Origin of the sequence: Rhodococcus sp. HNM0569, from assembly GCF_012726205.1 — a bacterium.
In the GTDB taxonomy this organism is placed as follows: Bacteria; Actinomycetota; Actinomycetes; order Mycobacteriales; family Mycobacteriaceae; genus Rhodococcus_F.
Genome location: NZ_JAASAE010000014.1, coordinates 35,292 through 59,913, shown reverse-complemented (window position 1 = coordinate 59,913; position 24,622 = coordinate 35,292). Strand labels below are relative to the sequence as shown.

General features: G+C 69.7%; 23 protein-coding genes. 8 read left to right on the top strand and 15 right to left on the bottom strand.

Features of this window, described 5'->3' with window-relative positions; all coding sequences use genetic code 11:
• Positions 1-3 precede the first annotated feature (3 nt).
• Positions 4-735, bottom strand: a complete 732-nt coding sequence (locus HCA44_RS17245; protein WP_169650554.1) for an MgtC/SapB family protein — start codon at positions 733-735, stop codon at positions 4-6.
• Between the two features lie 52 nt (positions 736-787).
• On the bottom strand, positions 788-1,285 hold the full coding sequence (locus HCA44_RS17240; protein ID WP_169650553.1) for a VOC family protein: 498 nt from the start codon (positions 1,283-1,285) through the stop codon (positions 788-790).
• Positions 1,286-1,508: 223 nt separating this feature from the next.
• On the opposite strand from HCA44_RS17240, the gene HCA44_RS17235 reads away from it, so the two are divergent.
• The gene (locus tag HCA44_RS17235) at positions 1,509-2,342 is read left to right on the top strand and encodes an SDR family NAD(P)-dependent oxidoreductase (protein WP_169650552.1); all 834 of its coding nucleotides are present in this window, start codon (positions 1,509-1,511) and stop codon (positions 2,340-2,342) included.
• Positions 2,339-3,076 (top strand): GntR family transcriptional regulator, encoded by a 738-nt coding sequence (locus HCA44_RS17230; protein WP_346764772.1) that lies wholly within the window; start codon positions 2,339-2,341, stop codon positions 3,074-3,076. The genes HCA44_RS17235 and HCA44_RS17230 overlap by 4 nt, the downstream gene beginning before the upstream one ends.
• A 7-nt stretch (positions 3,077-3,083) precedes the next feature.
• Here HCA44_RS17230 and HCA44_RS17225 read toward each other — a convergent pair whose 3' ends face one another.
• The 4 genes from HCA44_RS17225 to HCA44_RS17210 form a co-directional block, all read right to left on the bottom strand.
• Positions 3,084-3,650, bottom strand: a complete 567-nt coding sequence (locus HCA44_RS17225; RefSeq protein ID WP_169650551.1) for a GNAT family N-acetyltransferase — start codon at positions 3,648-3,650, stop codon at positions 3,084-3,086.
• Positions 3,651-3,654: 4 nt separating this feature from the next.
• On the bottom strand, positions 3,655-4,983 hold the full coding sequence (locus tag HCA44_RS17220) for an MFS transporter (RefSeq protein WP_169650550.1): 1,329 nt from the start codon (positions 4,981-4,983) through the stop codon (positions 3,655-3,657).
• A 112-nt stretch (positions 4,984-5,095) separates the two neighbouring features.
• On the bottom strand, positions 5,096-5,815 hold the full coding sequence (locus tag HCA44_RS17215) for a phosphonatase-like hydrolase (protein ID WP_277350839.1): 720 nt from the start codon (positions 5,813-5,815) through the stop codon (positions 5,096-5,098).
• A gap of 30 nt (positions 5,816-5,845) precedes the next feature.
• Positions 5,846-6,970, bottom strand: coding sequence for a TIGR03364 family FAD-dependent oxidoreductase (locus HCA44_RS17210; protein WP_169650549.1), 1,125 nt, complete (start codon positions 6,968-6,970; stop codon positions 5,846-5,848).
• Between the two features lie 153 nt (positions 6,971-7,123).
• On the opposite strand from HCA44_RS17210, the gene HCA44_RS17205 reads away from it, so the two are divergent.
• Positions 7,124-7,972 carry a class I SAM-dependent methyltransferase gene (locus tag HCA44_RS17205; protein ID WP_169650548.1) on the top strand — a complete coding sequence of 283 codons (849 nt, stop codon included), beginning with the start codon at positions 7,124-7,126 and terminating at the stop codon, positions 7,970-7,972.
• Positions 7,973-8,051: 79 nt separating this feature from the next.
• Here the strand turns inward: HCA44_RS17205 and leuS are convergent, their stop codons facing one another.
• On the bottom strand, positions 8,052-10,901 hold the full coding sequence (gene leuS / locus HCA44_RS17200; protein WP_169650547.1) for a leucine--tRNA ligase: 2,850 nt from the start codon (positions 10,899-10,901) through the stop codon (positions 8,052-8,054).
• Positions 10,902-11,005: 104 nt separating this feature from the next.
• Between leuS and HCA44_RS17195 the strand changes: the two genes are divergently transcribed.
• Positions 11,006-11,407 (top strand): SdpI family protein, encoded by a 402-nt coding sequence (locus tag HCA44_RS17195; protein WP_169650546.1) that lies wholly within the window; start codon positions 11,006-11,008, stop codon positions 11,405-11,407.
• Between the two features lie 87 nt (positions 11,408-11,494).
• Complete coding sequence (locus HCA44_RS17190) at positions 11,495-11,869, top strand: VOC family protein (protein WP_169650545.1); 375 nt, start codon at positions 11,495-11,497, stop codon at positions 11,867-11,869.
• Between the two features lie 376 nt (positions 11,870-12,245).
• On the opposite strand, the gene HCA44_RS17180 is transcribed toward HCA44_RS17190, so the two are convergent.
• Together HCA44_RS17180 and HCA44_RS17175 are read right to left on the bottom strand one after the other, a co-directional pair.
• Positions 12,246-12,851: a YqgE/AlgH family protein gene (locus tag HCA44_RS17180; RefSeq protein ID WP_169650543.1), complete on the bottom strand. Its 606-nt coding sequence runs from the start codon at positions 12,849-12,851 to the stop codon at positions 12,246-12,248.
• Between the two features lie 61 nt (positions 12,852-12,912).
• A complete protein-coding gene (locus tag HCA44_RS17175) occupies positions 12,913-13,605 on the bottom strand; it encodes a TetR/AcrR family transcriptional regulator (protein WP_169650542.1) in 693 nt (230 codons plus the stop codon).
• Between the two features lie 133 nt (positions 13,606-13,738).
• On the opposite strand from HCA44_RS17175, the gene HCA44_RS17170 reads away from it, so the two are divergent.
• Both HCA44_RS17170 and HCA44_RS17165 read left to right on the top strand, forming a co-directional pair.
• On the top strand, positions 13,739-14,677 hold the full coding sequence (locus tag HCA44_RS17170; protein ID WP_169650541.1) for an NAD-dependent epimerase/dehydratase family protein: 939 nt from the start codon (positions 13,739-13,741) through the stop codon (positions 14,675-14,677).
• Between the two features lie 64 nt (positions 14,678-14,741).
• Positions 14,742-16,031 (top strand): MFS transporter, encoded by a 1,290-nt coding sequence (locus tag HCA44_RS17165; RefSeq protein WP_169650540.1) that lies wholly within the window; start codon positions 14,742-14,744, stop codon positions 16,029-16,031.
• Here HCA44_RS17165 and HCA44_RS21280 read toward each other — a convergent pair.
• The 6 genes from HCA44_RS21280 to HCA44_RS17135 all read right to left on the bottom strand — a co-directional run bounded on the left by HCA44_RS21280 (position 15,936) and on the right by HCA44_RS17135 (position 23,387).
• The gene (locus HCA44_RS21280; RefSeq protein ID WP_346764771.1) at positions 15,936-16,421 is read right to left on the bottom strand and encodes a hypothetical protein; all 486 of its coding nucleotides are present in this window, start codon (positions 16,419-16,421) and stop codon (positions 15,936-15,938) included. The two genes, HCA44_RS17165 and HCA44_RS21280, sit on opposite strands and share 96 nt — an antisense overlap.
• A 39-nt stretch (positions 16,422-16,460) precedes the next feature.
• Positions 16,461-17,534 carry an ABC transporter ATP-binding protein gene (locus tag HCA44_RS17155; RefSeq protein ID WP_169650539.1) on the bottom strand — a complete coding sequence of 358 codons (1,074 nt, stop codon included), beginning with the start codon at positions 17,532-17,534 and terminating at the stop codon, positions 16,461-16,463.
• A complete protein-coding gene (locus HCA44_RS17150) occupies positions 17,531-18,337 on the bottom strand; it encodes an ABC transporter permease (RefSeq protein WP_169650538.1) in 807 nt (268 codons plus the stop codon). Before HCA44_RS17150 ends, HCA44_RS17155 begins: the two co-directional genes overlap by 4 nt.
• Entirely contained in the window at positions 18,334-19,104 is a 771-nt protein-coding gene (gene modA, locus HCA44_RS17145) for a molybdate ABC transporter substrate-binding protein (protein WP_169650537.1), read from the bottom strand. The genes HCA44_RS17150 and modA overlap by 4 nt, the downstream gene beginning before the upstream one ends.
• Positions 19,101-19,505, bottom strand: a complete 405-nt coding sequence (locus HCA44_RS17140; RefSeq protein ID WP_169650536.1) for a helix-turn-helix transcriptional regulator — start codon at positions 19,503-19,505, stop codon at positions 19,101-19,103. Before HCA44_RS17140 ends, modA begins: the two co-directional genes overlap by 4 nt.
• Positions 19,506-19,604: 99 nt before the next feature.
• Entirely contained in the window at positions 19,605-23,387 is a 3,783-nt protein-coding gene (locus HCA44_RS17135; RefSeq protein ID WP_169650535.1) for a bifunctional nitrate reductase/sulfite reductase flavoprotein subunit alpha, read from the bottom strand.
• Between the two features lie 186 nt (positions 23,388-23,573).
• Between HCA44_RS17135 and adhP the strand changes: the two genes are divergently transcribed.
• Positions 23,574-24,605: an alcohol dehydrogenase AdhP gene (gene adhP, locus HCA44_RS17130; RefSeq protein WP_206038288.1), complete on the top strand. Its 1,032-nt coding sequence runs from the start codon at positions 23,574-23,576 to the stop codon at positions 24,603-24,605.
• Positions 24,606-24,622 lie beyond the last annotated feature (17 nt).

Genomic DNA, 24,622 nt, shown 5'->3' with positions numbered 1-24,622 from the left:
CGGTCAGTCGTCGAACTCGTCGTCGCGTCGTCCGATGTCGACACCCACGACCCCGTCGATGTCGGTGAGGTGCGCCGCGAGCGCACCGACGTCGCCGCGGCCCTCGAGGTCGATCGTGAGCTCGACGGTGCCCTGCGCCGACGAGCGATCCGTGCCGACGTGGGTGACCGCGAAGCCCAGCGCCGTCGCCTGAGCGAGGATCGTCCGCAGCAACCCTCGACCGTCCAGGTACTCGACACGCAGCGGCTCGTGGTACGTGCGGTTGACCGGCAGCAATCGGATGAGCGGCGGGTACGCGTAGACCACCACGAAATGCCCCACCACGACGACGAGCGCGAGGATCGGCAGTCCCGCGCCGCACGCCGCGCCCACCGCGGCGCTGATCCAGATGGCCGCCGCCGTCGTGAGTCCGCGCACGGCGTCCTTGCGCACGAAGATGATGCCCGCACCGATGAACCCGATACCCGACACGATCTGCGCAGCGACACGCGACGGGTCGAGCACGACGTGGTCGGGGTCGATGACGTCGTAGAAACCGAACTTGCTGATGAGGACGAACAGGGCCGAGCCCAGGCCCACGATCGTGTGCGTACGCAGGCCCGCGTTCTTGCGCCGGATCTCGCGTTCGAGCCCGATCGCCGAACACAGCACGAGCGCGAACAGCAGGTCCACGACCTGCGTCCAGCCCTGACCCTCGGGCTCTCCGAGGATGCTCAACGCGTACACGTCCGGCATCGCCTCATGATGCCAGAGCACGCCGCCCACCGGAGGCGGACGAGCAGGCCGTCTATGCCTGCGGGCTGGGCTCCGTCTCGCCGGCGAACGCGGCTTCGAGCGCGGCGATGTCGAGCTTGCGCATACCGAGCATCGCCCGCGTCATCCGGCTCACGGCAGCGTCGTCGGGTGAGCGCACCAGTTCGTAGAAGCGGCTGGGCACCACCTGCCACGACAGGCCGAAGCGGTCCTTGATCCACCCGCACTGGCTTTCCTCGCCGCCGTCGGCGAACGCATTCCAGAATCTGTCGACCTCGGCTTGCGACGCGCACGGGATCTCGAACGACACGGCCTCGGTGAACGTGAACATCGGGCCGCCGTTGAGTGCGGTGAACGGTTGCCCCTCGAGCTCGAACGACACGGTCATGACGTCGCCCACTCGACCGCCCGGCGTGTCGACGATGTAGCGCGTGACTTCGGTGATGCGGGAGTTGTCGAACAGGCTCGTGTAGAACTGCGCGGCCTCCTCGGCGCGGTCGTCGAACCACAGGAACGGCGTGATGGTTTTCATGACGGACCTCCTGTCGCGGGTACGCGGTGTGCGTCCCTTCTCCGGGTTACGACTCGTCCGACGACACGTTCTCATCTGTTCGGCCGATCGTCCTGCGGATTCGTGGGGTCGCCGACCCGGTCGTTCCCTCCTGTGGTGTGATGGGGCTGCTCGACAAGGGCCAGCCTCCGGCACCGCACCCCCGTGCCGGGGGCTGCCCGCCGGGATCGAAAGGGTGCCCCACATGAGTGAGTTCTCCGGCCGCGTCGCCGTCGTCACCGGTGCAGGCTCCGGAATGGGCCGCACTCTCGCGCTCGGCCTCGCGCGGCGCGGTGCGCGGCTCGCGCTGTCCGACGTCGACACCGACGGCCTCGCCGAGACCGTGTCCCAGGTGCGTGCGCTCGGTGCCGAGGTCCGCTCCGATCGGCTCGACGTCGCCGAGCGCGGTGCGGTTCTGCAGTACGCCGACGACATCGCCGCACACTTCGGCGTCGTCAACCAGGTGTACAACAACGCGGGCGTCGCGTTCTCCGGTTCGATCCTCGAGAGCGATTTCAAGGATCTCGAGCGGGTCGTCGACATCGACTACTGGGGCGTCGTCAACGGCACCAAGGCGTTCCTGCCGCACCTCATCGCGTCGGGCGACGGGCACGTGGTCAACACGTCCAGCCTGTACGGGCTGCTGTCGCTACCGCGGCAGAGCGCGTACAACTCGGCGAAGGCCGCGGTCCGCGCGTTCAGCGAGGCACTGCGCATGGAGATGCTCGCGGCAGGCCACCCTGTTCGGGTCACCACGGTGCACCCCGGCGGCGTCAAGACGAACGTCGCGAACAACGCCACCGCCGCGGGCGGCGTCAAGGACGAACGCGAAACCCGCACGTACAACGAGAAACTGCTCAAGATGAGCCCGGAGCGGGCCGCCGAGATCATCCTCGACGGGGTCGCGAAGAACAAGGCACGCGTGCTCGTCGGCAACGATGCGAAGGCCCTCGACGCGCTCGTGCGGATCCTCGGCCCGGCGTACCACCGGCCGATGGTCAAGGCCCTCGCACGGATCCTGCCCCATTCGGCGCGGTGACCGGCCGACAGTCGCGGCACGAACTCGTCGCCGCCACGATGCGTCGCCGGATCATGAACGGCGAGTATGCGATCGGGACGTCCCTTCCCAGCGAGAGCGCACTGTGCGCCGAGTTCGACGTCTCCCGCGGGCCCGTACGGCAGGCGCTCGCGACGCTCCGTAACGAAGGCCTGCTCGTCCTGTCGCAGGGACGCCCGGCCACCGTCCGCAGCCGCGACGTCACGCAGACCCTCGACACGTTCACGCCGTTCTCGCAGTGGGCGGCGCGCACCGGCCGCCGACCGGGCAGCCGCACACTCGAAGTCGCGCGGCGGCGGGCGTCGGGCGCGGCAGCCGACGCGCTCGGCCTGACCCCCGACGACACCGTCGTCGACGTGCTGCGTGTGCGCTACCTGGACGGCGAACCGACCATGTTCGAGCGCAGCACGTTCGCCGAAACGGTGGGCGAGTTGCTGTTCCGGTTCGACACCGACTCGGGGTCGATGACCGACTATCTCACCGAACAGGGCGTGCGATTCGACTCGATGGAGCACGTGCTCGACGCCGTCGCCGCCGATGCACTCGACGCCGAGCACCTCACGATCGCTCCCGGCAGCCCACTGCTGCGCGAGCGCCGCACGTCGCGCGACGCGCTCGGCACCCCCTTCGAGTACGCCGACGACCGATACCGCCCCGATCTCGTGACGTTCTCGATCGTCAACTCCCGCACCGTACAACCGCAGTGGCGGGACTGAGCGCGCGTCAACGCGGCTCGCGTGGGCCGGCAACCGGACCCGTGCCGAGCGGGCGCTGCATCCATTCGACATCACGCCACTGTCCGTGCTTGAAGCCGACGCGGCGGAACGTGCCGACCGGCTCGAACCCGAGCGCGGTGTGCAGGCCGACGCTCGCGTCGTTGGGCACCGTGATCACCGCGACCGCCGTGAGGTAGCCACGCTCCGCGAGCCGCGTGAACAGTGCCTCGTACAGCGCGCGCCCGGCTCCGGTGCGGCGCAGGCCCCTCCGCACGTACACGCTGACCTCGCAGGTGAACCGGTATGCGGGACGCTCACGGAACCGGCCCGCGTAGGCATACCCGAGAATGTCGGCACCGTAGCGCTCGCCCGCACTGCCTTCCGGAGTGCCGGGGTTCTCCGCGACCAGCCAGGCGTAGTCGCGCGTCGCCGCGGAGATGCGTGCGGCCATCGCGTCGGTGCCGGGCGGTTCGGACTCGAAAGTGATTGCGGTGTCGATGACGTACGGGCGGTACAGAGCGGCGCACGCGGCGGCGTCGGCCGCCGCGTGGGCATCGCGGATCAAGAGGCGCACCCGGTCATTCTGCCGCGGGCATCCGATTCCAGTGGGGCGCGAGGAGTACCAGCGCGAGCAGCGCCGCGCCCGCGAAGCCGTAGAACAGTGCCGTCGTGCCCAGATAGCCGGGCAGCAGACCTCCGAGGATGGCACCGACCGAGCCGCATCCGTTGATCACACCGGACGCGGTGCCCGCATGCTTCGAGGTGCCGAAGTCGACCGCCGACACGCACGAGATCATCGCGTCGGCGCCGTACACCGACAGTCCGATGACCGCGAGCACCGCGACCATGACCCACACATTGCCGGTCGCGGTGAGCGGCGTGAACAGTGCGAGAACCGCGACGAGGACCGCGAGGCTCAGGACGCATGCGGGGACGCGGCGCGCGTGGAACACGCGATCGGAGATGCGCCCGATCAGGATCGGCGCGACGACGCCCGCGACCCCGAAGGCGACGGGAACGACGACCGCCTGGAAGCGGTCCCCGTTCGCGAGCTTCTCGGCCACGATCACCGGACCCCACAACAGGATCGCGTAGCGCGCCGGCTTGAGCAGGAAGTACGACAGACCGAGGGTCACCACCATGCGGTCTCGCATTACGGCGGCGAATGATTCACGCAGCGAGCCGGATTCGTGTGCGACGGGCGCATCGCCGCCCAGTATCGGCTCGGTGCCGGCACGCGCTTCCTCGATCGGTGGCAGCCCGACATCCCGGGGTGTGTTGCGCTGGAACACCAAGACCGCCACAAAGACGACGCCGACGACCGCCGCACCTGCGAAGAATGCCGCCCGCCACGAGTCGAACAGGCCGTAGGCGACCCAGCCGAGCAGCGGGGCCGCGGCGAGACCGCCGAACGCGTAGTTGGTGCTCCACAGACCGAGGATGCGGCCGCGCTCGCCGATCGTGAAGAACTGCGCCATATTCGCGAGGAGGCCCGACCAGCCCGTCGACTGCGCGAGACCCTGCACGATCATCAGTGGAATCAGGAACACGAGGGCCGGCAGCAGACCCATGAACATCGTGACGACGGCCGAGATCGCGAGCCCGCCCAACACCACGACACGCGGCCCGAAACGGTCGGACACCGATCCCCACACGAACTGTCCCACCGCGTAGGCAGCGAGATACAGCGCGTCGAGATTCGCGAGTGCGGACTTGGTCAGGGCGGTGTCGACGAGCGGGTCCTCGAGGATGCCGAGTTTGGCGACCGAGAACGCCTGCCTCGTGAAATAGAAGCCCGCGTAGGCGACCCAGGTGATCGCGAAGATCTGGATGCGCCAGCGGCGCATCCGCGTTGCAATGTCTCCTTCGGGCCCGGCGGTGCGCGTGGAAGCGAGGATCTGTGCCATGTGAATGCCTCGGTGGTCGGCCGGGAGAGCCGTCGTCGTCCCGGTGGTGGGCGTGGCTGATCGACCGGTCCACTGCGCTGTGGATCGGCGGAAGAAGTCGACGGTGCGGGAGTCAGCGGTGCGCGCCTGCGTTCACTTGCTCGACCAACTCGGGTACGTCGGCGACACTCCCGAGCACATGGGTCGCACCGGCCTGCTCGAAACGAGCGCGATCGTGCGCTCCGGTGAGGACGCCGACCGACGCACGGGCACCTGCCCGCAACCCGCTCACGACGTCCGACGCGCTGTCGCCGACGACGACCATGTCGTGCACCGATTCGCCGCCGGTGCGCATGAGCGCGGTCAGCGGCATGTCCGGGAACGGCCGTCCTCGCACACCGTGACCGGGGCACAGCGTGACGTCGGCGAGCTCGTGCCACCCGAGGGCGTCGAGGATCGCATTCTGCGTGTCGTGTGCGAAGCCCGTGGTGAGCGCGATCGCGACGCCGTCACTGCGCAGCCTGTCGAAGGTGTTCTCCGCGCCGGGGATCGGGCTGCACTCGCCCGCGGCGACCATGGCGGCGTACGCGGTCTCGAACACCTTGTTCGCTGCCTGTGCCTGTTCTTCGTCGCCGTGTGCGAGATGCCGGAACACCACGATCTTGGACTGGCCCATCGTCTCGTCGACGTACTCGAGCATGCGGGCGCGCTCCGCATCGGTCGTGGCCAGACCCGCATGCTCGTCGGCGGCGAGGAACGCGCGGCGCACGAGCCCCTCGTCCTGCACGGTGGTGCCTGCCATGTCGAATACGACGAGCGAGACGGGTGTGTCGAGTGTCTGGTTGCTGCTCAACGGTTTACCTCTTTCATGGGATGTGCGGCGTCAGGCCGCAACGGTGGCGGCGATGCGGGCGACGGTGTCGGCGGCGAGGCCCATGCTCGTCGTCATGCCGATTCCGGTCGTCACCGTCACGACGTGCACGCGGTCGAGCGGTTCGGCGATCAGGAATTCGCGATCCGGCGCCGAGCTGTACACGCCCTGCCAGCGTTCGATCACCTCGATGTCGGAGCCGAACAGTCGACGTGTCTCGTCGAGCAGCACGCGGAAGCCGTCCTCGCTCTGGAACGGCACGGGCGACACGTCGCGCGCGTGGGTGTCGCCGACGAGAATCGTGCCGTCGCGTTGCGGCGTGTACATCTGGTGCAGGTCGAGGGCCACCTCGTCGGGGTGTTCGACGGCCAGACGTTGCGCGAGATCCGGTGTGCTGGGCAGGTTCTCGAAACCCGAGTAGCGCACGAGCGACCAGCCGGTGAACAGCGGCCCGGGCAACGGACGGGGCAGCGCGACCCGCGCGCGCAGCATGTGCAGCCGGCACCGCACGAGTCCGTCGGCCAGCGCGGGGAAGAGCCGGTCGACGTCGTAGTTGGTCGCGATGACGACGTGCGTCGCGGACAGCTCACCGCGCGAGGTACGGATTCGACCGGTCTCGAAGCCGAGTGCCGCGGTGTGCCAGTGGAAGTCGACCCCCTCGGCTTCGAGCCACCGCGCGATCGCCGGCGCCGCCGCGCGAGGATCGATCTGGAGGTCGAACGGCAGGTACATCCCGCCTGCCGTGGCCGGATCTGCGACCGGCACGCGGTCCAGGATCTCGTCGCGCGAGAGCAGTCGTACCGCCTCGTCGTCGCGTTCGGCGGCGAACTCGGTCATGACGGCGAGTTCGTCGTCGCGGCGTGCGACGCACCACGTGCCGGCTTCGGCGGCCCAGAAGTCCGCCGAGCGCGCGAGGTCGAGCCAGTGCCGTCTGCCGGCGCGCGCGTACTCGAGGGCGCGGCCGGACTGCGCCGTGATGCACGCGTGGCCGAAGTTCTGGACCGACGCGCCGACGACGCCGTCGTTCTGCTCGACGACCGCGACACGCAGGCCGCGTCGGTGCGCGTGATACGCGTGGGCGAGGCCGACGATGCCCGCCCCGACCACCGCGAGGTCGTAGTTCCGTTGTGCTGCCATGCGGTCGATCGTGCACGGCCCACCCCGCACTTATCAATACAAGTTCGGATTGTTTACAGCACGTCTATATAAGTTGGCAGGCGTTCATCTACGCGCAACCTTGCGCGACGCTGTCACGATCGGGTGCGATGGTCGGGACCGAGAGGAGAACCGATGACATCCGGCGAGCCCGACGACACCGCCGTCCGTGTCGCGCTGTGGCGCGCGCTCCACCTGGAGGTGGACGCGTCACCGCCCGTCTTCGACGACGCGATCGGGCTGCGACTCGTCGCCCCGGACGACGACTGGCGACGCAGGCCGGACATGGATCCCGACGGCACCCGCGGATTCCGCGCGGCGATCGTCGCGCGCGCACGGTTCGTCGAGGATCTCGTCACCCGGGAACATGCGCGGGGAGTCGACCAGTATGTCGTGCTCGGCGCCGGGCTCGACACCTTCGCACAGCGCAGGGCCGACGTCGTCGAGACGCTCGACGTGTTCGAGGTCGAACAGCCCGGCACGCAGGCATGGAAGCAGCAGCGACTACGCGAACTCGGCTACCCCGGATCCGACCGTGTGCATTTCGTGCCGGTCGACTTCGAGGCGGGCGAGTCGTGGCAGGGGCGACTCGTCGGATCGGGCTTCGACGCGGGCCGCCCCGCCGTCGTCGCGTCGACCGGTGTCGCGATGTACCTCTCGAAAGAGACGACGGCACAGACCTTGCGCGACGTCGCACGCTTCGCACCGGGCTCGACGCTCGCGATGACCTTCCTGCTGCCACCGGACCTGCTCGACCCGGCCGACCGCGCGGGCCTCGACACGAGCCGCAAGGGTGCGCACGCGTCGGGCACGCCGTTCGTCAGCTTCTACACACCCGACGAGATGATCGGCATGGCCCGCGACGCCGGTTTCGCCGACGTCCGGCACATCGCAGGCACGGCTCTCGGTGACCGCTACTTCACCGACCGGCCCGACGGTCTGCGGCCCTCGAGCGGTGAGGACTTCGTCGTCGCCCGTACCTGACCGCCAGTCACAATGTCACATCGTGTGCATCGAGCGCACACGATGTGACATTGTGACCAAAAGTTGGGGGATCCCGCTGTCACAGAACGACGTTGACCATCTTCCCCGGTACGACGATGACCTTGCGCGGCTCCTTGCCGCCGAGCATGCCTGCGATCTTGTCGTCGGCGAGCGCGGCCGCGTGCACCTGCTCGCGCGACGCGTCGGCGGGCACCTGGATGCGGCTGCGGACCTTGCCGTTGACCTGGATCGGATACTCGACACTGTCCTCCACGAGCCACTTCGCGTCGGCCTCGGGGAATGGCCCGTGCGCCAACGACTCCGCGTGACCGAGCCGCGACCACAGTTCCTCCGCGAGGTGCGGTGCGAGCGGCGCGACCATCAGCACGAGCGGCTCGACGGCCGCGCGGGGAGCGCCGTCCGGATACGACTTGGTGAGGTAGTTGGTGTACTCGATGAGCTTCGCGGTGGCCGTGTTGTCGCGTAGCCCCGCGTAGTCGTCGCGCACTCCCGCGACCGCCTTGTTGAGCGCGCGCAAGGTGTCGTCGGACAGTGCGTCCTCGCCGACACGGACCGCGCCCGCCTCCTCGTCGACCACGAGACGCCACACGCGCTGCAGGAAACGCTGCGCGCCCACCACGTCCTTCGTCGCCCACGGGCGCGACGTGTCGAGCGGACCCATCGCCATCTCGTACACGCGCAGCGTGTCGGCACCGTAGTCGTTGCAGATGTCGTCGGGCGCAACGGCGTTCTTGAGGCTCTTGCCCATCTTGCCGTACTCCTGACGCACCTGGGCGCCCTGGTACCAGAACGTGCCGTCGCGTTCTTCCACCTCGGCCGCCGGCACGTAGACGCCGCGCTCGTCGGTGTACGCGTACGCCTGGATGTAGCCCTGATTGAACAGGCGCCGGTACGGCTCGCTCGACGTCACGTGACCGAGATCGAACAGCACCTTGTGCCAGAACCGCGCGTACAGCAGGTGCAGCACGGCATGTTCGACGCCGCCGACGTACAGGTCGACGCCGCCGGGATCGTTCACGCCGTGGATCTCAGGCCGCGGGCCCGTCCAGTACCGCTCGTTCTCGATGTCGCAGAAGGCATCCCGATTGGTGGGGTCGATGTAGCGCAGCTGGTACCACGAGCTGCCCGCCCACTGCGGCATGACGTTGGTGTCGCGCGTGTACGACTGCAGACCGTCGCCCAGATCGAGTTCGACGTCGACCCATTCCGCCGCCTTCGCGAGCGGCGGCGACGGCTCGGAGTCGGCGTCGTCCGGGTCGAAGGACACCGGTGCGTAGTCCTCGACTTCGGGAAGTTCCACGGGCAGAGCCGATTCCGGCAGCGCGTGCGGACGGCCGTCGGCGTCGTACACGATGGGGAAGGGCTCGCCCCAGTACCGCTGGCGCGCGAACAGCCAGTCGCGCAGCTTGTACTGGATCGTGCCCTCGCCCTTGCCCTCTTCCTCGAGCTTCGCAACGACGGCCGCCTTGGCATCGGCGACCGACATGCCGTCGAGGAAACCGGAGTTCACCAGGACACCGTCGCCCGTGTACGCCGACTCGGCGATGTCGCCGCCCGAGATGACCTCCCGGACGTCGAGCCCGAACGTCCGCGCGAACTCCCAGTCGCGCTGATCGTGGCCCGGCACCGCCATGATCGCGCCGGTGCCGTACCCGGTGAGCACGTAGTCGGCGACGAACACCGGCACCTTCGCGCCGTTGACCGGATTGACGGCGTAGACGCCGAGGAAGACGCCGGTCTTCTCCTTGTTCTCCTGGCGCTCGAGGTCGGACTTCGCGGCGATCGCCTGCCGGTACGCGCCGACGGCCGCGACCGGATCGGGCTGCCCCGCCGTCCACCGCTCGTCGACGTCCGCGGGCCACGCGTCGGCGACGATCCTGTCGACCAACTCGTGCTCGGGGGCGAGGGTGACGTAGGTGGCGCCGAACAGCGTGTCGGGGCGGGTCGTGAAGACCTCGACCTCGTCCACCTCGTCGCCGTGCGGCACCGTGAACGTGACCTGCGCACCGTAGGATCGGCCGATCCAGTTGCGCTGCATCGACTTGACCTTGTCGGGCCAGTCGAGATGCTCGAGATCGTCGATCAGCCGATCGGAGTACGCGGTGATGCGCATCATCCACTGCCGCAAGCGCTTCCGGAACACGGGGAAGTTGCCGCGCTCGCTGCGCCCGTCCGCGGTGACCTCTTCGTTGGCGAGCACCGTGCCGAGACCCGGGCACCAGTTGACCATCGAGTCCGAGCGGTAGACGAGCCGGTACGAGTCGAGCACGTCGCCACGCTCGGCGACCGACAGCTCGTCCCACGCACGCCCGTCCGGCAGGGCCCGCGCACCCGACGCGAACTCTTCCGCGAGCTCGGTGATCGGCCGCGCACGCTCGGCGTCCTTGTCGAACCACGCGTTGTAGATCTGCAGGAAGATCCACTGCGTCCAGTGGTAGAAGTCGACATCCGTGGTCGCGAAGGTGCGCCTGCGGTCGTGACCGAGTCCGAGGCGGCCCAGCTGCCGCTGCATGTTGGCGATGTTCGCCTCGGTGGTGGTGCGCGGGTGCGTGCCCGTCTGCACCGCGTACTGCTCGGCGGGCAGACCGAACGCGTCGTAGCCGAGGGTGTGCAGCACGTTGCGGCCCAGCATCCGGTGGTAGCGCGCGTACACGTCGGTCGCGATGTAACCGAGCGGGTGGCCCACGTGCAGTCCCGCACCCGACGGGTACGGGAACATGTCCTGCACGAACAGCTTGTCCGCAGGCACGTCGCCCGCGAGGGGGCCGACCGGATTGGGCGCGTCGAAGGTGCCGTCCGCGGCCCACCGCTCCTGCCAGCGCTGCTCGATGCGACCGGCGAGCTCGGCTGTGTAGCGATGCTGCGGCGCGTCGTCGGGGGCCGGGGAGGGCTGAACTGGTGAGGTCACGGTGGTCACTATCTACTTGGCTGACGTCGAATACCGCCATCAAGCGTAGAACGTCACGTCCCCCACGCTCACGTGCCGGTCCCGTCTGCACGTATCCTGAGCGGGTGTTGATCGTCTCGGTAGTGCTGTTCGTCCTCGCCGTCGCCGTCGGTGCCGTCGCGGTGGCCGGGCTCACCGAACGCCTGCCGCGCAACCGCTGGGCCGGTGTGCGCACGCCCGCCACCCTGCGCTCGGACGACGCGTTCGCCGTCGCCAACAAGGTCGCGGCGCCCACCCTGCTCGCGACGGCAGGCCTGCTGATCCTCGGCGGACTGGGCGGCCTGCTGATCGACGGCGTGCTCGGCATCGTGCTCGTGGTCGTCGCGCTGATCGCGTCGCTGCTCACGGCGGGCGCCGGAGGCAGCATCGGTGCGCGCGCCGCGGCGGCCGTGCCCGAGTCGGACGCCGGCGCGTGTGGCAACTCGTGCGGCGCGTGCTCGCTCAAGGACGCCTGCGCGTCCTCCTGACCGCCTCCCACGATCTCGATTCCCCCGTTTCCGGCCTCGCCTGCCGGTAGCTTCGGCAGTGCATATCCGAACTCGTCAGGAGTCGCGATGGACTGGAAGCTCGAACTCGTGCCCGTACCGGTCGGCGACATCGACCGCGCGAAGGCGTTCTACGTCGACAAGGTCGGCTTCCACGCCGACCACGATCACACGGTCAATCCCGAACTGCGTTTCGTGCAGCTCACCCCGCCGGGATCGGCCTGCTCGATCGTGCTCGACCTCAACATGACGCCGATGGAGCCCGGCACCCAGCACGGGCTGCAGATGGTGGTGGGCGATGCCGACGAGGCCTATCGCGAGCTCACGTCGCGCGGCGTCGACGCGTCGGAGGTGCAGGATCTGCCGTGGGGCAGGTTCACCGGCTTCACCGACCCGGACGGCAATACGTGGGCGATCCAGCAGATCGTGTACCCCTCCGGCTAGTTCCACGTGAAACGCTCAGGAGGCCTGGCGGAACTCCGTGGCGCGGACGGTGCATGCGCAGTCGCCGAGTTCGACACAGTCGATCACGAGACGGTGCCGGACCTCGACGGGAGATGCGCACTGCGGATCCGTGCACTCGAAGGCGAGGACCTCGTGCCGGATCAAGGTGCCGTGGCAGTGGTCGGAACGGTCGTTTTCGGGGCCCGCCGCACACTCCGTGCAAGTTCCGTTCACCGCACACCGTCCTCTCGTCGCACGCGACTTCGTTCTCGACCAGTTGATATCAGTCGGCGGTGACACCCAAGGACCGACCCCGCGTGTCGTGGTGCGGATGTCGAGCCCTCGATACGGGGACGGTGCGCCGCGGTCGGTCCGCTCAGTTGCGGGTGACGTCGATCGGATGAGTCGCGAGCAGTGCGAGCGGCAACGGCTGGCGGCGGAGGACCTGCGCCCACAGATCGGTGTGCGGCGGGCTCATGACGTCGCTCGCGAGCGCGGACGTGACGATCCAGTCGTCGCGGCGCAGTTCGCCGTCGAGCTGACCCGTCGTCCACCCCGAATAGCCGGCGAAAACGCGCAGGCTGTGCACGATGGGCAGCACGGCCGCGGGATCGGTGTCGAGGTCGACCATCACGACACGACCGTCGACGCGGCGCAGACCCCGCACGCCGTCGACCGACGCGCCGGTGCGCAGCGTCGCGAGACACAGCGCCGAATCGCGGCGCACCGGGCCGCCGACGTGCAGCGTGGCGGGGCGCGCGACGTGCGGCGCCCACTGCGGCAGCACGTTGTGCACGGGGGTGCCGCTCGGCCGGTTGAGCACGACGCCGAGGCTGCCGGATTCGTTGTGCTCGACGACGTAGACGACGGTGCGGCGGAAGGTCGGTTCGACGAGCTCGGTGGACGACACGAGCAGACTGCCGGGGCGCACGACGGGTTCGACTGCCGCTGCCTTCTCGTCCGGGTCCTCTGGGTGCGCCACGTGTCAATCATGGCACCGCGCCGGGACGGATGTGCGGTCCGACGCTCGAGATGTGTTCGGGCTACACCGGGACTCCGGCGAGGCCGACCGTGTCCGCGAGGACCGCGAGATGGTGGTCGAACAGGGCCTCGCGGTGCGGGAAGCCGCCTGCGCCGTACTGCCCGAACAGCTCGAAGCTCACCACGCCGAACAGCGACGCCCATGCCAGCGCTCCGCGCGCGAGAGCCGATTCCGGCAGGTCGACACGGAACTCGTCCGCGATAGCGCGCAGGTCCTCGGCGAGCGCGGGATCCACGTCCCCGCCGGAGGCGAGCGCGCCTGCCGCGTGGGCGCGTTCGAGTACCCGCAACAGCGCGACGACGACGCGCGTACCCGGGTCCGTGGTCTGCTCGCCGGGCGCGTGATAGCCGGGCACGGGGGTGCCGAACAGCAGGGCGTACCGGGACGGCTCACGCAGCGCCCAGGCCCGCACCGTATGGCCGAGCGCGAAGAACTGGGCGCGTGCACCGTCCACGTCGGCGATCGCGGCGTCCACGGAGTCGCCGAGTTCGGTGTAGGCGTCGACGACGAGCAGCGTGAGTAGCTCGTCGCGGCTGCGCACGTACCGGTACACCGCGGACGACACGACGCCGAGTTCGCGTGCGACAGCGCGCAGCGACAGCGATTCCGGCCCGGCCGCGACGAGTTGTTCGCGACCGATGCGGGTGATGTCGCGGAGCGTCTGTTCCCGCGCACGGGCACGAGGGGTCGTCATGTCCCGGAGTCTGCCAGTTGAGATCACCGAACACAAATGTGAGCGCTGCTCTTGACAGGACCCGCGGAGGCGCGCACGCTCAACAACGAGAGCAGTGCTCTCGAAACCATCGCTTCCACGTCAGGAGAGAGTCGTGAACACCATCGATGTCGTCGTCGGAGCCGGTCCCATCGGAAGCACCGTCGCGCAGCGCCTCGCCGAGCAGGGCCGCACCGTGCGGGTCCTCACCCGATCCGGCAGCGGACCCGAGCATCCGTCGATCGAACGCACGCGCGTCGACGCGACGGATCCCGCCGCGGTCACCGCCGCACTGCACGATGCGGGTGCCGTCTACCACTGCATGCACGCGTCGGCCTACCGCTCGGACGTGTGGGAGCGCGAGCTGCCCGCCGCCGAACGCGTCGTTCTCGACGCGGCGGGCGCAGCGGGCGCCGTCGTCGTCTTCCCCGAAAGCCTTTACGCGTACGACGCGAGCGGCGGCCCGATCACCGAGGAGACGGCGCTGGTCCCGCCCACCGCGAAGGGCGAGGTGCGGGCCCACCTGCTCGCCGCACGAGACGCGTCGGCCACGTCCACCGTGAGCGTCGTCGCCTCCGACTACTTCGGTCCCGGCGCCACCGCCAACGCACACGCGGGCGAACGCATGATCGCGCCGATCCTCGCGGGCAGGACGGTGCGTCCGCTCGGCCGCGCGGACGTGCCGCACTCGTTCACCTACCTGCCGGACCTCGCCGACGCGATGATCCGTGCCGCGCAGGACCCGGCCCTGTGGAACCGGGTGCTGTTCGCGCCGACCGTCGCGCCCGTGACACAGGCGGACATGGTGCGCGCGTATGCCGCCGCGGCCGGTGTCGACGTGCCCGCGGTGCGCCCGCTGCCGAGCGCCGTGCTGCGCGCCGCGGGCCGCGTCCATCGAGGCACGCGCGAGCTCGCCGACATGCTCTACCAGTTCGACCGGCCGTTCGCGATGGACAGTGCCGCAAGCGAAGCCGCGCTCGGCCTCGCCCCCACACCGCTCGACGTCGCCGCCCGCGACACCATCGCGTGGTGGCAGACTCGTACCGAACCGTGAGCACTTTGCGAGTCCAGGTACGCCTGTATCACTCACAGGGGTGGGCTGCCGATACGCTGGCGAGGTGGGTCGGCGGCATGAATCGTGGCGGCGTGCCGTCGCGACGCTCCGGGCGTCACCGGGCCTCGCGCGACTCGTGGCCGTGCGGTTCGCGAGCCAGTTCGGCGACGGCATGTTCCAGGCCGGGCTCGGCGGCGCGATCCTGTTCAATCCCGAACGGCACACCGATCCCACCGCGATCGCCGCGGGATTCGCCGTCCTGCTGCTGCCGTACTCGGTGATCGGGCCCTTCGCCGGTGCCCTGCTCGACCGCTGGGACCGCAAACTCGTGTTGCTGTGGGCGAGCGTCCTGCGCGGTGTCCTGATCGTCTCCGCTGCCACTCTCCTGGCCGCCGGAGTGGGGGAGACGCCGATCCTCGTCCTCGCGCTCGCCGCCGTCGGCGTCAGCAGATTCGTCCTCGCGGGCGTGTCCGCGTCGCTGCCACGCGTCGTGCGACCCGACTGGCTCGTGCCGACGAACTCGGTGCTCGCGACGGTCGGCTCGGGAGTGTCCGCGGCCGGCGCCGCAGCAGCGGTCGCGGTGATCGGGGTCGTCGGCGCGGGCGACGACGGCTCGGGCCTCGCGGTCGCGCTCGCCGCGTGCGGCTCGCTCGTGGGCGCCGTGGCGGCGGCGGGGTTCGCGAGTCACCGCCTCGGACCCGAACCGGGCGCACGCGAGGCAGCGGTCCGTGCCGTCGCGCACGGTCTCGCGAACGGCGCACGCGCGGTGTGGCATTCACGCGGAGTGACGACGGCGATGATCGGCATCGGCGCCCACCGCATCGTATTCGGCGTCGACACCCTGATTCTCGTGCTCGTGCTGCGCGAACCCAGCGGCGACGGCGCACTCACGAGCGGGCTCGGCGGCTTCGGCGTCGCCGTCGGTGCGACGGCCGCGGGCATGCTGCTCGCCGCGGTCACGACGCCGCTGCTGATCCCCGGTCTCGGCCGCTCGCGCGTCGTGGTGGCCGGTCTGACGGTCGCGTTCGCGGTGCAGTGCACTCTCATCGCGCAGTTCGATCACACGCTGCTGCTGGTGGGGGCATTCCTGCTGGGGTTCGCTGGGCAGTCGGTCAAGCTGACCGGCGACGCCGCGATGCAACTCGAGATCGACGACGACCACCGCGGTCAGGTGTTCGCCTTGCAGGACACCGTGTTCAACATCGCGTTCATCGTGGCCGTCGCCGCGGCGAGCGTCGTGATCGCACCCGACGGCCGCTCAGCCGGCCTGGTGTTCACGGCGGCAGGTGTCTACGCGGTGGGGCTGATGGCCATCGCCGTCGTGGCACGCCGCAGGCCGTTCCCCCGATTCTGAGCCGGCAGGCGCGAACAGCACCGGTTTGGTGGTGATCTCGGCCCGCAACGGCTCGATCCGGTCGGACGGCGCCTCGTGTCCCGCAGGTTCCGGCGCGGGCGTGCCGGGCGGCGCAACCTCGTGATTCCACGTCCCCAGCCCGGTGGGATCGGTGAAGTACCGCGCACGTTCGCCGCCCGGTTCGCCCGGTTCGAGGTCGACGTCCAGGATCGAATGGTCCGCGATGCCGTCGCCGTCGGCGTCCCACATCGCGTCGTCGAGCAACCCGTCGCCGTCGAAGTCGAGGCGTACCGCGTCGAGGTGCCCGCCGGACAGCGCGAGGTCCGCTCCCGACACCCACGTGGTGGGGGCGTCGACGCCGGTGCCGAACGAGTATTCGAGTGGGTTCATATCCGGTAGGACGCACGCGGGGCCGAGTCGGTTCCCCTCTCACGTACGGGCCGCGGCGTGCACGGCGACCTCCGTCGCCTTGACCGCGAACCACACCCGCGCGCCCGGCACGAGATCGAGCTCGGCCGCGGCCGCCGCGGTGACCTCGGCGGTGAGGTCGCCGACGCCCGGCAGGTCGGCCCGCACGCGCACCAAGCTGCCGTGCGTGTCGACGGCGTTCACGACGACCGGGAAGACGTTGCGCGGGCTACCTTCGGGCGTGACGCGGTGGATCGCGACGGCATTCGGCGCGAACACCGCGACGGCCCGCTCCCCGGGTGCGGCGTCGTCGTCGACGAGCCCGTGCACGACGGTTCCGGAGTCCGTCCGCACCCCGTCGACGGTCGCAACTCCGGGCACCAGGTCGAGACCCGCCGTGCGCGCGGCGAACTCGCTGCGCGGCCGGGCGAGGACGTCGCGTACGGTGCCGGCCTCGACGACGCGGCCCGCGTCGATCACGACGGCGCGGTCGGCGAGCGCAAGCGCGTCGAGGACGTCGTGTGTCACCACGATCGCGGTGCGGCCACGCTCGGCGAGCACGGTGCGCAGCAGCGTCCGCAGTGCGGGCGCGGTCTCGACGTCGAGCGCCGCCATCGGCTCGTCGAGCAGCAGCAGCGCCGGATCCGCGGCGAGCGCACGGGCCACCGCGACACGCTGCGCCTGACCACCCGACAGCTGTGCAGGCTTGCGCTGCGCGAGGTGAGCGGCACCGACCGCGTCGAGCAGCCGGTCGGCACGCGCCGCCGCGTCCCGACGCCGCGCCCCCGCGCTGCGCGGCGCGAAGGCGACATTGGCCCGCGCCGTCATGTGCGGAAACAGCAACGGCTGCTGCGCGAGCAGTGCGACACCACGCCGGAACGCAGGCACCGCGACACCCTCCGCAGTGTCGGTGAGCACGCGCCCACCCAGCGCGACGCGGCCTTCGTCGGGACGCAGCAGGCCCGCGATCACCGACAGTACGGTCGACTTGCCCGCACCGTTCGGTCCGAGCACCGCGAGCACCTCGCCGTCGTCGACGTCCAGGGCGACGTCGATGCCACGGGACTCGACGCGCGCCGACAGATGCAGGCTCACGGCACCCCGATCGACGTGCGGCCCGCGAGAATCCTCGAGCCCGTGACGATCACGATCGCGACGACGACCAGGACCAGCGACAGCGCGACCGCGGCGTCGGCGTCGGTTTCGCGTTGCAGGTAGATCTCGAGCGGCAAGGTGCGCGTGACCCCCTGCAGGCTGCCCGCGAACGTGAGGGTGGCACCGAACTCGCCGAGCGCCCGCGCGAACGCAAGCACGCCGCCCGACAGCAGACCCGGCAGCACGAGCGGCAGGGTGACGCGTCGCAGCACCGTGGTGGGCCGCGCCCCGAGCGTCGCGGCGACCTGTTCGTAGCGCTGCCCGGCGGTGCGCATCGCCCCTTCGAGACTCACGACGAGGAACGGCAGCGACACGAACGTCTGCGCGAGCACGACCGCGGTGGTGGTGAAGGCGATGTGCCCGCCGAGCAGCTCGAGATGTTCGCCGATCAGGCCCCGCCGACCGAACGTGTAGAGCAGCGCGATCCCGCCGACGACGGGCGGCAACACGAGCGGGAGCAGCACGAACGACCGCATCAGGTCGATTCCGCGGAACCGGGCGCGCGCGAGGACCGCGGCCATCGGCACCCCGAACAGGATGCACAGCACGGTGCTGGCCGCAGCGGTGCGAAGGCTCAGCACGAGCGCGTCGACGGACGACTCCGACGTCACGAGTTCGCCGAAGCGCGACCAGTCGACGCGGGTGACCATCGCGACGAGCGGCACGAACACGAACAGCGCACCCACCGCCGCCGGGACGAAGACCCACGACGGCAGGCCCGACGGTTCGGCGGCGCGTCTCACGGCTGCGCGAACCCGGCCTTCGCGAGCACCGCCTGGCCTTCGGGCCCGGTCGCGAGGTCGACGAACTGCCGCGCCGCATCGCCGTCCGCAGCGTCGGCGAGAGTCGTGATCGGGTAGACGTTGACCGCGCCAGTCGACTCGGGGAAGGGCACCGCGGTCACCTGACCGCCCGCGGTCGCCGCGTCGGTGACGTACACCAGGCCTGCGTCGGCCTGTCCGCTGGTGATCTTGCCGAGCACGTCGGTGACCGACGATTCCTCGCTCACCGGCGCGAGAGTGACACCCGACTGCTGCTCGACGCGTTCGGTGGCCGACCCACACGGCACCTGCGGGGCGCACGTGACGACAGTCGTGCCGTCCCGGGTGAGGTCGGCGAAAGACGTGATGCCCTTGGGGTTTCCGGGTGCGGTGACGATGGTGAGGGTGTTCGACGCGAACGGGACCGGGTCACCCTCGGTGAGTCCGGCGTCGACGGCCTTGGTCATGTTCTTCTCGTCGGCCGACGCGAACACGTCTGCGGGAGCGCCCTGTTCGAGCTGAGACACCAGATCGGACGAGCCGGCGAACGAGAACTCGACGGTACTGCCGGGGTGCTGCGATTCGTAGAGGTCGCCGAGTTCGGTGAACGTCTGCTTCAGCGACGCGGCGGCGAACACCGTGATCGTCTCCCCGTCGCCGTCGGGGTTCGCGTCGCCGCCGGAGCCGCATGCGGCGAGCGAGAGCGCCGCCAGCGCGCCGACCACGGCGGTTGCCGTCCTGCGCATCATGATTTGCCTCCGGGTGTCTCGATGATGACCGTCGTCGATTTGACGACGGCGACCGCGACGCTGCCCGGTTCGAGTCCGAGATCGCGTACGGCTTCGCTGCTCATGAGCGAGACGACGCGGAACGGCCCGCACTGCATCTCGACCTGTGCCATGACGGTGTCCGCGACGACACCCGTGACGATGCCGGTGAACCGGTTGCGCGCCGACGAACCCGATCCGAGGAGATCGGGTGCGGGCGGCGACTGCGAGCGCGCGAATGCCGCGAGCTCGGCGCCGTCGAGTACCTTGCGGCCCGACGCGTCCTTGTGCGCGGTGAGCTCGCCGTGGTCGATCCAGCGGCGCACGGTGTCGTCGCTGACACCGAGCAGGGCCGCGGCATCGCGGATCCGTATCTGCGTCACGAACAGCAGAATACTCCGGATGATGCGTGCACGTGGAGCTAGTCTCTCCGCAGATGCGGTTTCCACGCAGCCGTGCCGGATCGACGCGGCGACGCTCGGTCAGTACACGTCGCGGACGTACCGGCGGTGCGCGCCCAGTTGCTCGACGTAGGCCGCGGCGTCCTCGTCGTCGCGGTTCCCGTGCACGCTCACGACGTCGCGCAGTGCGTCGTCGACATCGGGCGCCATGCGCGCCGCATCGCCGCACACGTAGACGAAGGCGCCTGCCTCGAGCCACTCCCATACGCGCGCACCGTGCTCGCGGATGCGGTCCTGCACGTACACCTTGCGACGCTGATCGCGCGAGAACGCGACGTCCAGGCGCGTGAGGAAGCCTTCGGCCTGCATGCGTTCCCACTCGTCGCGATAGTAGAAGCCGCTCGACTCGTGCTGCTCGCCGAAGAACAGCCAGTTCGGTCCGGTGTGTCCGAGCGCCCGCCGCTGATGCAGGAACGCCCGGAAGGGCGCGACTCCCGTCCCCGGGCCGACCATGATCATCGGCACGTCGGGATCGTCGGGCGGCGTGAAATGTCGCGTGCGCTGCAGATGCAAGTCGGCCCGATCGCACCGGTCGGCGAGGAACACCGATGCGACGCCACCGCGTGCACGGCCCTCGTGCGCGAACCGCACAGCGGACACCGTCAACTGCACCTCGCGCGGGCTGACGAGCGGGCTCGACGAGATCGAATACAACCGGGGCGTGAGCGCGGGCAGAACACCCAGCCACTCGTCGACGCTCGCGCGCACCGGGTACTCGGCGAGGACGTCCATGGCCTGCCTGCCCCACAGCCACTGGTCCAGAGTGGTCTTGTTGCCGGGACGCAGGATTCGGGCGAGCGTGTCGTCGCGCACCCGGTCCTGGACGAACCGCAGGAAGGCGGGCGTGATCTTCGTGACGTCGAGTTCGGTCGTGAGGAGGTCGCCCATCGAGCGTTCGGCGCCGCGGTGCACGGCTGTCGCGTGGGCGTCGACCCCGGTGAGCGCCAACCATTCCGAAACGACCGCAGGATCGCTCACCGGCCGCACGCCGAGCGCGTCGCCACACCCGTAGGCGAAGTCGTCCTCGACGTCGAACCCGAACTGCCGCACGTCTTTCGCGGATTCTCCGCCACTGAGCCGGACATTCGTGACGAGCCGGCCGCGGGTCGTGGGCCGCGCCGACGGCTGGGCCGCCACCTCGACGGCACTGCCCCCGAGCGTTTCGGTGACCGCGGTGAGCCACCCACGCACGGCGTCGTGGTAGTCGGGTTCGCAGTCGACACGCGCGCGCAGCCGCGTCGCACCCAACTGCTCGAGTCGGCCGTCGAGCTTGCGCCCGTGCCCGCAGAAGTCGGAATAGCTCGAATCACCGAGCGCGAGAACCGCATAGCGCACGCGGTCGAGGCGCGGCGCTGCGGCGGACGAGAGCTCCGTCCACAGCGAAGCGCCGTTGTCGGGAGCGTCGCCGTCGCCGAATGTGCTCGTGACGACCAGCACGTCGCCCGCGATGTCCCGTGCCGAACGCCCACTCATGTCGACCGCCGCGGCGCTCACGCCCGACGACGTCAGATGATCGGCGGCCAGCCGCGCCACCTCCTCGGCATTGCCCGTCTGCGATGCCCACAGCACCGTCACGGCGGGCGGCTCCGAGGTGACCTGGACGTCGGGCCCACGGCGCTCCGCTGGTTCGGTCCCCGCAACCGGCGTCAGCGACACCGCGCACGCCTTGTACTCCGGCTGCAGCGAGTCCTCGTCGATCGCGTCGATCGTGACGGCGTTGACGGCGAGGTACTCACCGAAGACGTCGTTCCAGTGGATCGGCGCGAAACACACTCCGCGGCGCATGCGTTCGGTGACGACGGCGGGCAGCACCACCCGGCCGCGCCGCGAGGCGACCTCGAGCTGCTGTCCGTCCACGACGCCGACGGCGTCCGCGTCGTCGGGATGCAGTTCGACGAACGGGCCGGGCGCGAGTTTTCGGAGCTTGTCGATCTTGCCGGTCTTGGTCATCGTGTGCCACTGGTGCTGCACACGGCCGGTGTCGAGGAGGTAGGGGTACCGGTCGTCGGGCATCTCGGCGGGCAGCATGTGCGGCCGCGGAAAGAACTGGGCACGTCCGTTCGGGGTCGCGAACGTCAGACGCGGGGCGCGGCCGTCGCGGCCCACACGGCGCGGCATCGACACGCCGTCGTTGCGGTAGCGCACCGGATTTCGCCGCTCGCCCGACGTCGCCGGCCACTGCACGGGACCGTCGGCGAGTCGTGCGTGCGTGACGCCGCGGATGTCGTACCCGGTGCGCGGATTCGCGGCCTGCGCGAGTTCGTCGAACACCTCGGACGCCGAGGAGTACGTGAACGCGTCTGCGAAGCCCATCTCGCAGGCGACGCGCGCGATGATCTGCCAGTCGGGCAGGGCCTGCCCCACGGGGTCGACCGCCTGCTGCAGCAAGGTGAGCGAGCGCTCGGAATTGACGGCGACGCCGTCGGATTCGCCCCACATCGCCGCGGGCAGCACGATGTCGGCGTACTCGTTGGTCTCGGTCGCCGCGAACACGTCCTGCGTCACCACGAGCTCGGCGGCTTCCAGGCCGTCGATCACGGTGCGCCGATTGGGCACGCTCGCCACCGGATTGGTGCAGATGACCCAGCATGCCTTGATGTGCCCGTCTCGGAGGCGCTCGAACATGTCGATCGTGCCGCCGGAGACGTCGGTACGCAGCGTACCTTCCGTTACGCCCCACAGATTCTCGACGAACGAACGGTCGTCCTCGGCGAGGACACTGCGTTGGCCCGGCAGGCCCGGGCCCATGTAGCCCATCTCGCGGCCGCCCATCGCGTTCGGCTGGCCGGTGAGCGAGAACGGGCCGCTGCCGGTGCGGCCGATCGCACCGGTCGCGAGGTGCAGATTGCACAGCGCGTTGGTGTTCCACGTGCCGTGGGTGCTCTGGTTGAGACCCATCGTCCAGCAGCTCACCCAGTCGTCGGCGTCGCCGATCCAGCGCGCCACGGTGCGCAGATCCGATTCCGCGAGTCCTGTGGTGGCGGCGACGGTGGCCGGGTCGTAGTCGGCGAGGAAGCCGGGCATCGCGTCCCAGCCGTCGGTGTGCTCGGCGACGAACTCGTGGTCGACGTGCCCGTTCTCGACGATCAGGTGCAGCAGTCCGTTGAGAAAGGCGAGGTCGGTTCCCGGGGCGATCTGCAGGAACAGATCGGCCTTCTCGGCGGTGGCGGTGCGGCGAGGGTCGACGACGACGAGCTTCGCACCGGCTTTGACGCGATCGAGCATGCGCAGGAACAGGATCGGGTGACAGTCGGCCATGTTCGACCCGATCACCAGGAAGACGTCCGCGTGGTCGAGATCGTCGTACGATCCGGGCGGCCCGTCGGCACCGAGCGACTGCTTGTAGCCGGTGCCCGCGCTCGCCATGCAGAGCCGTGAGTTCGACTCGATCTGGTTCGTGCGTACAAATCCTTTCGCGAGCTTGTTCGCGAGATACTGGGCCTCGAGCGACATCTGGCCCGACACGTAGAACGCGATCGCGTCCGGACCGTTGCGGTCGAGCTGATCGCGCAAGGCGCGCGCGGTGGCCGAGATCGCGGCGTCGACGTCGACCGGACGCGGGGGCGCGCCACGTTCGTCGCGCACGAGTGCCCGCTCGAGGCGGTCGTCGGCGTCCTGCAGCATGACGCTCGTCGCGCCCTTCGTGCACAGCCGGCCGCGGTTGGCCGGGTGGTCCTTGTCGCCGCGCACCGCGAGGATGCGCCGCTTGCCGTCACGGATACCGACGTCGAGGACCATGCCGCAGCCGACACCGCAGTACGAACACGCGGTGCGCACCTGGGAAACATCGGTGTCGGCCGTCATGCGTCCATGCTGACGGAGACCGTATTTCGTCGGAGTCAACCGTCGTGACACTTCGATGACGGGTATCTCACAGCATCCCCGGTACCGATGTGAGCGCGATGCACCCGGTACGTCGAACTGCCGTACCCGACGCGGCCCGCTCGGTTAGCGTCGAACGGGACAGCCACCACAGGAAGTGAGACGTCCATGAGCACGATGAAGGCCGCAGTCGTCCACTCGTTCGGCAAGCCGCTCGCCCTCGACGACATCGCGATACCCGACCCCGGGCCGCACGAAGCGCTCGTCAAGGTCGACTACACCGGAGTGTGCCACACCGATCTGCATGCCGCGCACGGTGACTGGCCGGTCAAGCCCACACCGCCTTTCGTCCCGGGACACGAAGGTGTGGGCCGGGTGGTGAAGGTCGGCAGCGAGGTCACTCGTGTCGCCGAGGGCGACCTGGTCGGCAATGCCTGGTTGTGGAGCGCGTGCGGCGAGTGCGAATGGTGCGAGACCGGTTGGGAGACACTGTGCCCCGCACAGAAGAACGGCGGCTACTCGGTGGACGGCTCGTTCGGCACGTACATGCTCGTCGACGCGCGGTACTGCCCGATCGTTCCCGCCGGAGTCGAGGAGTCGGCAGTCGGTCCGATTCTGTGCGCGGGTGTCACCGTGTACAAGGGACTCAAGGTCACCGACACGAAGCCGGGTGACTGGGTCCTCGTCTCCGGGATCGGCGGGCTTGGACACATCGCCGTGCAGTACGCGGTCGCGATGGGCAGGCGCGTCGCCGCCGTCGACGTCGATCCACGCAAGCTCGATCTCGCGCGCAGGCACGGCGCCGAGGTGACCGTCGACGCGGCCACGTCACCCGACGCGGCGGCCGAGATCTCCGAGCAGACCGGAGGCGGAGTCCACGGCGCACTGGTCACCGCGGTCAACGCGCACGCGTTCCCACAGGCAGTCGGTGGGCTGCGGCGCGGCGGTACGGTCTCGCTCGTCGGCCTGCCGCCCGAACAGTTCCCGCTCGACATCTTCACCACCGTGCTGTTCGGCCTCACGGTGCGGGGCTCGATCGTCGGCACCCGCAAGGACATGCAGGAAGCACTCGACTTCTTCGCGCGGGGCAAGATCACCCCCACCTACCAGGTGCGTCCGCTCGCCGACGTCAACGACATCTTCGCCGAGATGGAGCGCGGCGACATCGACGGCAGGATCGTGATGGACATGCGCACGTGACCGCGCCTGCGGCCCGG

Coding starts and splice junctions, on each gene's coding strand:
- HCA44_RS17220 (WP_169650550.1), bottom strand. CDS start 4,983: ATGGCACAGATCCTCGCTTCCACGCGCACCGCCGGGCCCGAAGGAGAC.
- HCA44_RS17210 (WP_169650549.1), bottom strand. CDS start 6,970: ATGGCAGCACAACGGAACTACGACCTCGCGGTGGTCGGGGCGGGCATC.
- HCA44_RS21280 (WP_346764771.1), bottom strand. CDS start 16,421: ATGAACCCACTCGAATACTCGTTCGGCACCGGCGTCGACGCCCCCACC.
- HCA44_RS17135 (WP_169650535.1), bottom strand. CDS start 23,387: ATGACGGCCGACACCGATGTTTCCCAGGTGCGCACCGCGTGTTCGTAC.
- adhP (WP_206038288.1), top strand. CDS start 23,574: ATGAGCACGATGAAGGCCGCAGTCGTCCACTCGTTCGGCAAGCCGCTC.
- HCA44_RS17190 (WP_169650545.1), top strand. CDS start 11,495: ATGGACTGGAAGCTCGAACTCGTGCCCGTACCGGTCGGCGACATCGAC.
- HCA44_RS17175 (WP_169650542.1), bottom strand. CDS start 13,605: ATGACGACCCCTCGTGCCCGTGCGCGGGAACAGACGCTCCGCGACATC.
- HCA44_RS17205 (WP_169650548.1), top strand. CDS start 7,124: ATGACATCCGGCGAGCCCGACGACACCGCCGTCCGTGTCGCGCTGTGG.
- HCA44_RS17240 (WP_169650553.1), bottom strand. CDS start 1,285: ATGAAAACCATCACGCCGTTCCTGTGGTTCGACGACCGCGCCGAGGAG.
- HCA44_RS17245 (WP_169650554.1), bottom strand. CDS start 735: ATGCCGGACGTGTACGCGTTGAGCATCCTCGGAGAGCCCGAGGGTCAG.
- modA (WP_169650537.1), bottom strand. CDS start 19,104: ATGATGCGCAGGACGGCAACCGCCGTGGTCGGCGCGCTGGCGGCGCTC.
- HCA44_RS17235 (WP_169650552.1), top strand. CDS start 1,509: ATGAGTGAGTTCTCCGGCCGCGTCGCCGTCGTCACCGGTGCAGGCTCC.